The sequence below is a fragment of the Peribacillus sp. NPDC094092 genome, from assembly GCF_050279365.1.
Taxonomy (GTDB): Bacteria; Bacillota; Bacilli; order Bacillales; family DSM-1321; genus Peribacillus.
In genome coordinates this window covers 1-13,790 of the sequence record NZ_JBNNUC010000009.1, presented here as the reverse complement: position 1 = coordinate 13,790, position 13,790 = coordinate 1, and the positions used below count along the sequence as shown (strand labels likewise).

Here is a 13,790-nt window from a genome sequence, read left to right as displayed (position 1 = left end):
ATGCGCCAATTAATTTTGGCGCATCCTCCTATCGTGTTATTTGAATAAGTCAGGATAAACAGTCTTTGCTGCGAGTTCAACAGCTTCCCCGATTCTTGGTCCAGGACGTGACATGACATTTTCATCAAGCAAATGGACGTCATCGTTCTTCACTGCATCGATATCTTCCCAGCCCTTACGCGATTTAATTTCACCAACGGCATCATCTGCATACGTGGCGGTGGTGATGATGGATTCAGGGTTCCTTTTGACGATTTCTTCATCCGATACTTTAACCCAGCCTTTTTGGTCATCAAAGATGTTTTTTATGCCGGCGGTGTCCAGGATTTCATTTTGGAAGGTCTCTGATCCTGTTGTATAGATTTCCGGAGCAGGGCTAATTTCAAAGTATGTTTGTTCCTTTTCATCTAAAGTTTTCACTTTTTCTTCGACACTTGCAATTTGGGATTTGATATCTTTCACTAATTCATCCCCTTTTTCGGCAACACCCATCACTTTAGCAATCTGCCCGATATCACCATATACATCATCGAAATTTGCTGCAGATTTAATGATGAATACAGGGATGCCGGCATCTTCGAGTGGTTTCAATGCCGTTTCATCACCGATGGTATAAGCTATGATGGCATCAGGTTTCAAGGCAATGATTTTTTCAGTATTAATATTAACGGAGTCTGAAACATGTTCGATGTCCTTCGCTTCCTCTGGATAATTATCGAAGTCTGTCACGCCAACGACTTTATCACCCTGTTCAAGGGCAAATAAAATTTCCGTATTGCTTGGCTGAAGTGACACGACCCTTTCCGGGATTTTCTCGAATTTTATTTTCTTGCCAGTATCATCAGTAACGGTATAGTCCTTGATTTCTTCGACCTTTTTAGTATCTTTATTATCCTTTGAGGATTGATCATCGTTCACTCCGCATCCGGTAAGGAAAAGCGTAAGCATCAGCATGGAAATCCAACTGAATCGTAGGTTTTTCTTCATTATTTATTCCTCCGTTTTCTTTTTCATTGGTTTGGTTGGATAGGATTTACTTATAAAAGGAATCTCCTCGATCCCTTGTTGCTTATTGACGTAGATTGCCATCACGAATAATACATTTGCAAGCAAATGAGCATAATCAAAAAGAATTTCCGGTATTTCCTTTTCAAGACTTACCTTGTGTAAAGCTCGCACGGACTTCTTGGCTTCACTTCGGCAAGTATGCAAAGTACATGCTGCGGTTGATCCTTGTGGAAGGACGAATGTTTCGATTTGGTCCTTCACTTCAGCGACATACCGGTCGTAAATTGCACTTAAACGGTCGAGATCATCGCCGGTAATGGCTAATTTCCCACGGACTGAACCGTTTAAATGGTAGGCCATGGGCAACAATTCCATTAAGTCGCGGTGGACAACGGGGACGTCCTCAGTAAGCGAGGCGGCCAAGCCGATTTGTGTCGTCAATGAGTCTGTGCGGATTTCAAAATCAACGGTCGATACGGACTCACGCATGTATGGGTAGCATAAAAACCGAAAGTCTTTCTTTGCCATAAACCCTCCTCCTTTTACATATTGGGTGAATGACCTCCGTATTGCTTTTCCCAGCAAGACAAATAGCCGACCAAGGGTTTTGGTCGGCTTCGGGCATCTATGTATCTGTAGTAGAAAAAGATGGGAGAGCCGTACAATCTCCCATCTTCCGAAGAGCATAATACGATGAAAAAAGGCAGGTCTCCTGGCTTGTGCGTCATTTTACTCTAAGAACCTTCCCATTTGGGTTAAATGGCCGGTGATCGGCGTGTGATTACATCCTCAAATAGTGGTAAACGTCTTATTTCATTAGCACTTACAGTTGCGGAAACAGCTTCGGTTTTAAACCGAATTCCCTATTAAGCTGACAATGCAGCACCTTTTTCTGCAAGGTTCATATTCACTTAGCAACAGTTTACCATACCTTTTGCAGTAGGCCGCATTAATATTTTTAGACAAATTCGTTTATGGTTTACCGAATATCTAGTAAACTTACAATGTAAGGTTTAATTGGAGCTTAATGTAAAATTTTTGACATAGAAAAGATATGAAATAATAGTGAGATTGTGAATCCCGGGAGGTAGAGAATGATTTATAAGCAGGTCAATCAAAAACTGGAAATGGTGCTGGGGAATATCGAGAAGGTCATTATCGGAAAACGGGATATAGCAGAACTAAGTATCGTGGCACTCCTTTCCGGTGGACATGTCTTATTGGAGGATGTTCCGGGCGTGGGGAAGACAGTCATGGTAAGGGCACTGGCAAAATCTATAGGTGCAAGATTTAAGCGAATTCAATTCACACCTGATTTACTTCCTTCTGATGTTACTGGTGTTTCAATCTTCAATCCTAAGGAACAAGAATTCATTTTTAGGCCTGGTCCGATAATGGGCCATATTATTTTGGCTGATGAAATCAACCGGACATCGCCGAAAACTCAGTCTGCGTTGCTTGAAGCCATGGAAGAGGCAAGTGTGACGATTGATGGTGTCACAAGGGGATTGGAGAAGCCGTTCTTCGTGATGGCGACACAAAACCCGATCGAGTACGAGGGGACGTATCCGCTTCCGGAGGCTCAATTGGATAGATTCCTATTAAAAATGAAAATGGGCTATCCAGGTGTGGAAGAAGAGATAGAGGTTCTTCATAGAGCTCAATACACGGTACCGCTTGAGGAGCTGGAATCCGTCATCACCTTGGATGAATTGATAGAATTACAGGCTGAGGTAAAGGCTGTGATAGTGGATGACACAATAAAACGATATATTGTTGAATTGGCGAATCGAACACGTACGCATGAAGGGGTCTATCTAGGTGTAAGCCCGCGTGGATCGATAGCCTTGATGAAGGCAGCCCAGGCTTACGCGCTGATCCAGGGCAGGGACTATGTTCTGCCGGACGATGTTCAATATTTAGTTCCATTTGTATTTTCCCACCGGCTTATTTTGAAACCTGAAGCGAATTATGATGGCTTCGATGCTGGAATGGTGATTCATGAAGTTGTGGCCACAACACAAGTGCCTGTGAAGCGGGCTATGACCTAATGCGCAAATTCATCAACATTTTAAGGGGAAATATGAGTGTGGTCGGACTTGTATTACTCATGACCGTTTCTTTTTGCTATGCAATGTTTCAAGGCGGTTTTGTCAGTTGGTTCATTTTTTATTCATTTTTGCCGTTTTCTGTGTACGCTTCGATTCTGCTGTTTTATCCGCTGCATGATTTGACTGTCGAGAGAAAGGTCAATAAAAGGGAATGCCAGGCCGGCGAATCTGTTGAAATAGCATTGACGTTTACCCGTAAAAACCGGCTGCCCCTATTATTTATGGTGGTAGAGGAGGAATTGCCTCAGCGGCTGGAAGATAGGGGATTCCAAAGGAAAATGATTATCTTTCCGGGATTCAGGCGTACCTTCAACATGTCATATACCTTGGAAGACATGGAGCGTGGAGAACATTCATTTCAATCGATCCGCTTTTGGATTGGGGACTTTTTCGGATTGGTGGAAAAGGAAGCGATATATAGTTCACCTCTGAAAATAACCGTTTTTCCTCGTTATCATGAGCTTGCCCACAGTGATCTTGATCGAGTGTTCAATCAGGGGGCAGTTATTTCAACAAAGAAAACACAACGGGAACATTCAGTGGTTTCCGGAGTAAGGGAATATCAGCCAGGCGATCAGTTGTCATGGATTAATTGGAAGGCGACGGCAAGAACGAGTGAAATCATGACGAAGGATTTTGAAGTGCAGAAAAACCGGGATGCATTCATCATGCTTGATGGAAAGCCGTCGGATTTATTCGAAGAATCCATTGTGATGGCGGCATCCGTTGTCCACGCCATGTTAAAGAAAGGCATGCAAATTGGGTATGTGAGTATGGGATCAAGGATGGTCATACCGGCAGCAGCTGGCAATAACCAGAAACGAAAGATTTTTTACAGACTTGTTAAAGAAGAGCCGAGTGCTGTAAACGCATTGAACGAAAATGTCAGGAAGGGAATTCTTCCGGCAAACGCTGCTGTGATATTCATCGTGTCAGACTTAACTTTAGAAAAGGTGGACAAATTGAGTGCATTCCGGCCTGATCAGGGATTAATGTTATGTGTGAAGAAACAGGCAGATCTTACTGATGAGGAAAGGTTGTCAAGTTCTACAGCAGTTTCGAGGGGGATAAGGGTTAGCTTTTTTGAACATGGCCAACTAAAGTTTGATAGATCAGAGGTGATGGCAAAGTGAATGTCACTACCGAAAAGTTGGAAAGGTTCATGCATGTCCTGATGTATGCATTTGGTCTGGTGTTGATTACCGAATGGTTAAGGCCTGTCGATAAACTCACCGATACAGGTAATATCGTCATTTTTCTCTTATTTTTGCTTTATTCCCTGCTGCTGCATTATTTCCGCATACATTGGTCAATCCGATTCATTCTCATTATTGCTTATATAATGATTTCATTACAGTTCCTCCATTCAAAAGACGCTTTATTTCAATTGTCATGGCTGAAAGGGTTTCTAGCTGATTTTACGGGCAATCTTGGTTTTATATATGATGGGAATTGGGAGTCGATCACAAATCCATTTCGAACGTTGCTATTTTTTGTCCTTCTTTGGCTTGTAACATATTTGATCCATTACTGGGTGATGGTGAGGCAAAGCATCTTTTTCTTTTTCATGTTAACGGTGATTTTTATATCTGTACTCGACACATTCACTCCTTATGTTGGGGATATGGCAATGATTAGAATATTCATCATCGGCTTCTTGATGCTAGGCCTTCTATCCTTGCTGCGACTGACGATACAGGAGGGGATTCAGTTTCCGATGGCTTCCATCAATAAGTGGATCTTGATGCTGACCGGCATGATATTGGTAAGTGTCCTTGTTGGTTTCGCTGCCCCGAAGCTCTCTCCACAGTGGCCGGACCCGGTGCCTTATATTACTTCTTATTCTAATAAAGCGGGGAAAGAAGAAGGTGGTTCGAAGCGTAAAAGTGTCGGGTATGATGAAGACGATTCGGAACTTGGCGGTTCGATAGAGCCGGATAGCTCCATTGTTTTTTATAATGATGCCCCTATAGGACATTACTGGAAAGTCGAGAACAAGGATATTTATACAGGTAAAGGGTGGGTTTCCAAACTGGAAACGGACTTTCGCGCTTTTTCCAACGGACAGGATATGGCATCTTTAGATATTCACGACGTTCCTGAAGTGGTGAGAACAGAAGAAATGACGGCAAAAGTGTCCATGACGGAATCATATTCCCATATCCTTCATCCGCAGTCTGGGTATTTAAAAAGGATTGAGGCCAAAAACGGGATGGATTTCAAATATTATCAGGGTATGGACAAAGTTATTTCCGAACAGGATAATGGCGAACGACTGTCCCTGAAAGAATATGAGCTTAACTATGATATGCAGAGTTTTGATATAGCTGAGTTAAGGAAAATAACGGATCGCGACGGATCGATGGATTTAATAATGGAAAAAAACACTCAGCTTCCAGAGGGATTGCCAAACCGGATATATGAATTGGCCTCCCGGCTTACAAGGAATGAAACGAATTGGTACGATAAAGCAAAAGCCATTGAGGATTATTTTGACGGACCTGCATTCATTTATTCTAAGGACGATATTCCGTATCCGGAGAGCAATCAAGATTATGTCGATCAATTTTTATTCGAGACGCAGATAGGGTATTGCGATAATTTTTCCAGTGCAATGGTCGTATTATTAAGAGCCGCCAATATGCCCGCAAGATGGGTAAAGGGTTATACGGAAGGGGAAAAATCAATCCTTGATGGCGAATCCGTTTATAAGGTGACCAATAATAATGCACATTCCTGGGTCGAGGTTTATTTTGCAGGGATAGGCTGGGTTCCCTTCGAGCCGACAAAGGGTTTCGATGGGGAAGTTGAATTTTACGATTCGGAATTGAAACAGGAAGTGAAGAACCCTGAAGAAACCCCAACTAATGAAGAGCAAACAAAGAAAGAGACCAGGGAACTTCATGATACTCCCGATAGGGAAACCCGATCACCCGTAAAAACTGGTATTGGGAACATGGAATGGTTCTTAAAATGGATTGCCATCACACTGTCAGGTGTATCGTTACTTACTTCTATTGGTTATTTCTTCAGAAGGAAGTGGATTCCTCATCTGCAGATTCTTCGTTATAGAAAGAAAACCGGTGCTCATTTCTCGACAGCCTATTTAATATTATTGAAACAATTAAAAAGAGCTGGTTTAGTTCGTCCGGAAGGGCAAACTTTAAGAGAGTATGCTGCCTATGTGGATGCAGTGTACGATACGGATGAAATGAGTGAATTGACGGCTAAATACGAGTTAATGATATATCGTGGAGACGTGGAAGGTGGCGAATGGAAACACTTTCAAAAGGGTTGGGAAAGTTTAATGAGAAAAACTAGCTCTTGACCAGGTTTTTATTATATTGATACAATAACAAAAACTAACTTAAACTAATATATCCTTCATATATCCTCGATAATATGGATCGAAAGTTTCTACCGAATCACCGTAAATGATTTGACTATGAAGGCGGATTTTAACAGGAAAGCTGAAAATCTGCCTTCGTCTATACTTTTTCTGTATTTTTGAGGGTGGATTTTTAGTTTTTCTTTTTTTATGATAATATTTTTTTTAGGAAATTATCACTCGAATTTATGAGTGAATTACATTGATAGAGGTGACGTTTGTGCCGGGGAAAACAGAATTGCAAAAAAACCAGGAAATGATCGTAGTACTTGATTTCGGAAGTCAATATAATCAATTGATCACTCGTCGTATCCGTGAATTTGGTGTGTACAGTGAGCTTCATCCTCATACAATTACTGTAGAAGAAATCGAGAAAATGAACCCAACGGGAATTATTTTCTCAGGTGGTCCGAACAGTGTTTATGATGCAAATGCATTTGGTTGTGATGAACGCATATTCGAAATGGGCCTTCCGATTTTCGGTATTTGTTATGGCATGCAGCTTATGACTAAACATTTTGGCGGTAAGGTGGAGCCAGCGAAAAACCGTGAATACGGAAAAGCGACACTTTCCATTCAAAATGAGTCTAAGTTATTCAGTGATCTGCCGAAAGAACAAATCGTCTGGATGAGCCATGGTGATTTAGTGGTGGAAACGCCTGAAGGTTTCAAAGTTGATGGGACGAACCCGTCTTGCCCAATTTCGGCTATGAGTGACGAGTCACGTAAATTGTATGCCGTGCAATTCCATCCTGAAGTCCGTCATTCGGTATACGGTAATGACATTTTGAAAAATTTCGTATTTGGCGTCTGTGGCTGTAAAGGTGACTGGTCAATGGAAAACTTCATTGAGATAGAGATGGAGAAAATCCGCCAAACGGTCGGAGATAAAAAAGTATTATGCGCATTGAGCGGCGGTGTGGATTCATCCGTGGTTGCCGTATTGATCCATAAAGCGATTGGCGATCAGCTGACATGTATTTTCGTTGATCATGGATTACTTCGTAAAGGGGAAGCCGAAGGTGTAATGGAAACATTCAGTGAAGGCTTCAATATGAACGTAATCAAAGTCGATGCAAAAGAACGTTTCCTATCGAAACTTGCTGGCGTTTCAGATCCGGAACAAAAACGGAAAATCATCGGTAACGAGTTCATTTATGTATTCGATGATGAAGCAACGAAGCTCGAAGGAATTGATTTCCTTGCACAGGGTACACTTTACACAGACATTATCGAGAGTGGTACGGCCACTGCACAAACAATTAAATCGCATCACAACGTTGGCGGTCTGCCGGAAGATATGCAATTTAAATTGATTGAGCCTTTGAATACTCTATTCAAGGATGAAGTGCGTGCACTTGGAAGTGAAATGGGCATTCCGGATGAAATCGTTTGGCGTCAACCATTCCCGGGCCCAGGTTTAGGTATTCGTGTATTAGGTGAAATTTCAGATGAAAAACTAGAAATCGTTCGTGAATCTGACCATATCTTACGTGAAGAAATTAAAAAGAATGGTTTGGAACGTGAAATTTGGCAGTACTTTACGGTGCTTCCTAACATTCGAAGCGTTGGGGTAATGGGCGACGCGCGTACGTATGATTACACAATCGGGATCCGTGCTGTTACATCCATTGACGGAATGACGTCCGATTGGGCGAGAATCCCATGGGATGTACTTGAAATCATCTCAACGAGAATCGTTAATGAAGTAAACCATGTAAACCGCGTAGTGTATGACATTACGTCTAAGCCGCCTGCAACGATCGAGTGGGAATAGAAGATTAAAATCATCCAATCAGTGAAGGAATCGACCTTCACTGATTTTTTTTTGGTTAAAATAATTTTTGAATTTGTTGATTACTTACATTTCCCGTATGTTGGCCAATAGATAGCCATGATTAGTAAAGAATATATAGCGAAAAGCGAACATTGCCTAAAATTACATAAAAAATATTCGTTTGATGTATTGACGATTATTTTAGTGGTTGGTACACTATACCTATAATAATAAAAAAACATAATTGTCGTATAATATTGGGGATATGGCCCAAAAGTTTCTACCAAGCTGCCGTGAACGGCTTGACTACGATGTGTATGGATTGGCGAGTTTGGATAAACCGCCACTTCTTTACATGACCGCAGTCAAGCCCCGTTCAATAGTGAATGGGGCATTTTCTGTTGGCTTATGATTTTATGATAGGGGAGACTCATAATGAAAAATTATTTTCGGTTTAACGAGCTGGGAACTAATTATCGCCGTGAAATACTTGGCGGACTGACCACGTTCCTTTCAATGGCATATATCCTGGTTGTTAACCCTGTGATGCTGACTTTACAAAGCATCGAGGATTACCCGGATGAATTGAGAATGGACTACGGAGCGGTTTTTGCAGCTACCGCCTTGGCGGCTGCAATTGGTTCGATATTGATGGGACTAATAGCCAGGTATCCAATCTCGCTTGCCCCGGGCATGGGATTGAATGCTTTCTTCGCTTTTACCGTTGTACTTGGTTTTGGGATTCCTTGGCAAACGGCATTATCAGGGGTATTGATTTCAGGTATAATCTTCGTTTTGCTTTCCCTATCGGGAATACGTGAGAAAATCATTAATGCAATTCCGGTCGAACTAAAGTACGCAGTTGGAGCCGGTATTGGTTTGTTCATTACCTTTGTAGGGTTTCAGAATGCTGGTATCATCACGAATGATGACAGCGTACTTGTTGGACTGGGTGATTTGGCATCAGGAAATACTTTATTGGCTGTGTTCGGAATTGTCGTAACCGTCATTTTGATGACGAAAGGCGTCAAAAGCGGCGTGTTCGTAGGAATGGTCATTACGGCCATTGCTGGAATGATTTTTGGACAAGTTCCAGTCCCGGAGAAAATAATCGGTGCCGTTCCTAGCATAGCGCCAACATTCGGGGTAGCGTTCGATGCATTCGGAAATCCCGGTGATCTCTTCACTGGTCAAATGTTAATCGTGATATTGACCTTCTTGTTCGTAGCTTTCTTTGATACAGCCGGTACGTTAGTGGCTGTTGCGCAACAAGCTGGACTGATGAAGGATAATGTACTTCCTAGAGTGGGCAAAGGATTACTTGCTGATTCATTATCGATCGTTTCAGGTGCAATTCTTGGTACATCCACCACGACATCATATGTAGAGTCTACATCAGGCGTTGCTGCTGGTGCTCGAAGCGGTTTTGCGGCAGTGGTGACAGGTTTACTGTTTGTGCTATCCCTTTTCTTCTTCCCGCTACTTTCAGTGGTGACATCTGCGGTGACTGCGCCGGCATTGGTTATAGTCGGGGTGTTGATGGCATCATCACTTAAAAATATTGACTGGCATAAGTTCGAAATTGCGGTACCGGCCTTCTTTACGGTCATCATGATGCCTATGACATATTCAATTGCGACAGGTATAGCTTGCGGATTCATTTTCTATCCGATCACCATGTCGATGAAAGGAAGAGCTAAAGAGGTTCACCCGATCATGTGGGGGCTTGGTGTCGTCTTCCTGTTATATTTCATTTTCTTGAAGTAATAATGCAAGTAAGTAAGGAGAGCCCCGATTTCGGGGCTCTCCTTTCATGTTGTAAGAGAAAGCTCATATCGTGTATAGTAAAAAGACTAAGTACTAAGTAATTTATCCTGTATGGGGCATAGGGATGACTTTGAGAAAAAAAGAGGGAGAAAAATGAATGGCTTTATCGTTGAAAAGGTTTTGAACAATAACGTGGTGATTGCCACGCATCCGTCGTATGGAGAAGTCGTTTCTATTGGAAAGGGCTTAGGTTTCAACCGAAAGAAGGGCGAAGAGTTAAGTCCGGAACTTGCGGAGAAAACATTTGTCCTGAAAAATGTTAAGGAACAGGAAAGTTACAAAAAACTTTTGCCGCAGATCGATCAAAATCTTCAAGCTGCCATTATAGAATCCATTCATCTCATTAACGACCGAGTAACTGGAAAACTCAATGAACATATACATGTCGGTTTAACTGATCATTTATTGTTCGCCCTTCAGCGCGTTTCGCAAGGAATGACTATCAAAAACCCATTCTTGAAAGAAACGATAACCCTTTATCCTTTTGAACATGATATTGCTGTTGATGTAATCGACTTAATTCAAGATAAGACAGGAATAGGCCTGCCCCAAGGGGAAATCGGCTTTATTACGCTTCATATTCATAGTGCAATATCAAATAAAGACTTATCGGAAGTCAATCAGCATTCGCAGTTAATCTATCATCTTATCCGGGTCGTTGAAGAACAGCTCAACGTAAAAATTAATAAGGATAGCATAGATTATACACGTTTGGTCCGTCATTTAAGATTCATGATAGACAGGGTGTTGGCTGAGGAAAAAGTAGAGGAACCCGAAAAAATAGCATTGCTATTGAAAGAGGAATATCCCTTGTGTTACAATATCGCTTGGAAGCTAATAAAAATTATGCAGCAGAAATTAGGCAAACCGGTTTGTGATGCGGAAGCTGTCTATCTAACGATGCATATCCAGCGATTACAAAAGAAAATTAAATAAACTTACATTAACTTACGTGTTACTGATTCGATCAGGCATAAGTGAGGAGAATGATTGTCATGAAAGAGGGTATTATATACCTGAATTTTCATTTCAATCCTATCTTTGCTTATGCCTTTTTTGTATTTGAATTCTGATGCGTGGGAAGATGAATACCATCGTTAAATGTAACCGTTTTATTAGCGTGGAAAAACAGTAAAGAGGAGGAAAACCTATGTTTAAGAAGTTGTTTGGTGTTTTGCAAAAAATCGGAAAAGCTTTGATGCTACCTGTAGCCATTTTACCAGCGGCCGGAATTTTGCTTGCGTTTGGTAATGCACTGCAAAACGAAACTTTGTTGGATATCGCCCCGTTTCTTGCGAGTGGCGGAGTGGAAATGGTTGCATCGGTAATGGAGAATGCCGGAAATATTATTTTTGGGAATCTTCCCTTGTTGTTTGCTGTGGGGGTCGCGATTGGGTTAGCTGGTGGGGATGGTGTTGCCGGCCTGGCTGCGATTATCGGGTTCTTGATTATGAATGTAACGATGGGAACTGTTCTTGGGATTGACGCTGCCGACATTGAGAGCAATGGTGCGGTGTATAGTAATGTTCTCGGAATCCCGACGTTGGGGACGGGTGTGTTCGGCGGTATCATTGTCGGTGTCATGGCTGCTGTTATGTATAATAAGTTTTATGAAATTGAACTGCCTTCTTATTTAGGTTTTTTTGCAGGTAAACGTTTTGTACCCATTGTAACAGCTGCAAGCGCAGTAATTCTTGGGTTGTTGATGATTTTGGTTTGGCCGACGATTCAATCTGGGTTAAACTCATTTTCCGAAAATATGTTGGGTGCTAACCTGACTCTGGGAGCTTTCGTGTTTGGGGTTGTGGAACGTGCGTTGATTCCTTTTGGGTTGCATCATATCTTCTATTCGCCATTCTGGTTCGAATTTGGCAGCTATATCCCTCAAGGCGGGGGAACGCCAGTCAGAGGAGACCAAGCCATTTTCATGGCACAAATTAAAGATGGTGTACAGAATTTAACGGCAGGTACATTCATGACAGGGAAGTATCCGTTCATGATGTTCGGGTTACCAGCTGCGGCTTTGGCCATTTATCATGAAGCAAGACCGGAAAGGAAGAAAATAGTCGGGGGCTTGATGGCATCAGCGGCACTTACATCTTTCTTGACGGGGATTACTGAGCCACTTGAATTTGCCTTCTTATTCGTTGCACCGGTACTTTTCGGGATTCACTGCTTGTTTGCGGGTCTATCATTCATGACCATGCATTTATTGGACGTGAAAATCGGAATGACGTTTTCAGGTGGGTTGATCGATTACCTACTGTTTGGTTTAATTAATCCGCAAACCAATGCATGGATCGTTATTCCTGTTGGTTTGGTCTTTGCGGTTATCTACTACTTTGGATTCCGATTTGCTATAAGGACATTTAACCTTAAAACTCCTGGCCGTGAAGTGGAAGAGAATGAGGGAGAGGGAGGATCTGCAAGTACAGCTGGAAGCCTTCCTGGAGATATCTTGGATGCCATGGGCGGAAAAGAAAATATTTCTCACTTGGATGCATGCATTACCCGGCTTCGTGTATCAGTAAATGACATCGGTAACGTTGATAAAAATAGGTTGAAGAAACTTGGTGCCGCTGGAGTTCTGGAAGTGGGCAATAACATCCAGGCAATCTTCGGACCTCGTTCAGAAACTATCAAAGGGCAAATGAAAGATATCATCGATGGAAAAAGGCCTCGTAAAGTAGAAGCGTCTCCTGAAGTAGGCGTGGAAAAACAAATTGAGGATGTCGTCCCGAAACCTTTACGGACGGATGAAGTTTCCGAGCGTTTTGTTTCTCCTATTAAAGGGGAATTAAAACCGATCACGGAAGTGCCTGATGCAGTTTTCGCTGAGAAAATGATGGGTGATGGATTTGCAATTGTACCGGAGGATGGGTTGGTTGTTTCTCCTGTAGACGGTACTATCGTTAACCTATTCCCGACTAAACATGCAATCGGTATCGTTTCCGAAGCTGGACGTGAAATCTTGATACATGTCGGAATCGATACAGTTAAGTTAGAAGGAAAAGGTTTCGAAGCACTTGTCGCTCAAGGAGATAAAGTGACAAGCGGACAGCCGCTGCTTAAAGTCGATATAGAGTATGTCAAAAACAATGCCAGCTCTATCATTACGCCAATCGTCTTTACTAACCTTTCCGAAGATGAAAGTGTGAAGATTGAAAAGGCCGGGAATGTAGACAGGGAAGAAGCGGACGTAATTTCCATCAATAAATAATCATTAATAATAGGGGGGCAGCTATAATCAGCTGCCCCTTGTTTTTGATGATTCATTAGCAGAGCCTGGCTGCTATAGAAAGAAAAAGTAGTGTATATATAGAAGAAGGTGGTTCATGAAAAAAATGAAGGGAATTTTAAAAGATTAAATTGACTTATCTAAATGCAAGTGCTAATATATTAAATACACCGCTTGAAACATAAAGATAAACAAGTAAATAATAACTTGTTGTTGACTTTTTGTTCGGAAGGTGTTAAACTAATAAAGTTGCTAATGAGGCGATGAAAAATATTGCTCTTTGAAAACTGAACAAAACAAAGCGCCAACGTTAAATTTTAAGTGAGCACACACTATCAAAAAAGCAAATGAGCAAGTCAAACATTTCTTCGGAGAGTTTGATCCTGGCTCAGGACGAACGCTGGCGGCGTGCCTAATACATGCAAGTCGAGCGAATCGATG

9 protein-coding genes, 1 rRNA gene and 3 riboswitches are annotated in these 13,790 nt (G+C 41.9%); of the genes, 8 read left to right on the top strand and 2 right to left on the bottom strand.

What is annotated here, in order from left to right:
• Nucleotides 1-36: 36 nt before the first annotated feature.
• A complete protein-coding gene (locus ACQKNS_RS25285) occupies nt 37-987 on the bottom strand; it encodes an ABC transporter substrate-binding protein (protein WP_427645985.1) in 951 nt (316 codons plus the stop codon).
• Nucleotides 988-990: 3 nt separating this feature from the next.
• Nucleotides 991-1,536, bottom strand: coding sequence for a hypothetical protein (locus ACQKNS_RS25280; RefSeq protein WP_427645984.1), 546 nt, complete (start codon nt 1,534-1,536; stop codon nt 991-993).
• Between the two features lie 157 nt (nt 1,537-1,693).
• Nucleotides 1,694-1,913, bottom strand: a riboswitch (cobalamin riboswitch).
• Nucleotides 1,914-2,102: 189 nt separating this feature from the next.
• On the opposite strand from ACQKNS_RS25280, the gene ACQKNS_RS25275 reads away from it, so the two are divergent.
• From ACQKNS_RS25275 to ACQKNS_RS25240, 8 genes are all read left to right on the top strand, one after another.
• Nucleotides 2,103-3,059: an AAA family ATPase gene (locus ACQKNS_RS25275; protein ID WP_427645983.1), complete on the top strand. Its 957-nt coding sequence runs from the start codon at nt 2,103-2,105 to the stop codon at nt 3,057-3,059.
• A 32-nt stretch (nt 3,060-3,091) separates the two neighbouring features.
• Nucleotides 3,092-4,252: a DUF58 domain-containing protein gene (locus ACQKNS_RS25270; RefSeq protein WP_427645982.1), complete on the top strand. Its 1,161-nt coding sequence runs from the start codon at nt 3,092-3,094 to the stop codon at nt 4,250-4,252.
• Entirely contained in the window at nt 4,249-6,447 is a 2,199-nt protein-coding gene (locus tag ACQKNS_RS25265; RefSeq protein WP_427645981.1) for a DUF4129 domain-containing transglutaminase family protein, read from the top strand. Before ACQKNS_RS25270 ends, ACQKNS_RS25265 begins: the two co-directional genes overlap by 4 nt.
• 36 nt (nt 6,448-6,483) lie before the next feature.
• A riboswitch (purine riboswitch) is annotated at nt 6,484-6,585 on the top strand.
• A gap of 142 nt (nt 6,586-6,727) precedes the next feature.
• Nucleotides 6,728-8,284, top strand: a complete 1,557-nt coding sequence (guaA, locus tag ACQKNS_RS25260; protein WP_286182404.1) for a glutamine-hydrolyzing GMP synthase — start codon at nt 6,728-6,730, stop codon at nt 8,282-8,284.
• Between the two features lie 227 nt (nt 8,285-8,511).
• Nucleotides 8,512-8,613: riboswitch (purine riboswitch) on the top strand.
• 106 nt (nt 8,614-8,719) lie between these two features.
• Complete coding sequence (locus tag ACQKNS_RS25255; RefSeq protein ID WP_427645980.1) at nt 8,720-10,051, top strand: NCS2 family permease; 1,332 nt, start codon at nt 8,720-8,722, stop codon at nt 10,049-10,051.
• A 153-nt stretch (nt 10,052-10,204) separates the two neighbouring features.
• Nucleotides 10,205-11,047: a glucose PTS transporter transcription antiterminator GlcT gene (gene glcT / locus ACQKNS_RS25250; protein WP_427645979.1), complete on the top strand. Its 843-nt coding sequence runs from the start codon at nt 10,205-10,207 to the stop codon at nt 11,045-11,047.
• 214 nt (nt 11,048-11,261) lie between these two features.
• Nucleotides 11,262-13,331, top strand: coding sequence for a glucose-specific PTS transporter subunit IIBC (ptsG, locus tag ACQKNS_RS25245; protein WP_427645978.1), 2,070 nt, complete (start codon nt 11,262-11,264; stop codon nt 13,329-13,331).
• A 383-nt stretch (nt 13,332-13,714) separates the two neighbouring features.
• Nucleotides 13,715-13,790, top strand: a 16S ribosomal RNA gene (locus ACQKNS_RS25240); the annotation flags it as partial.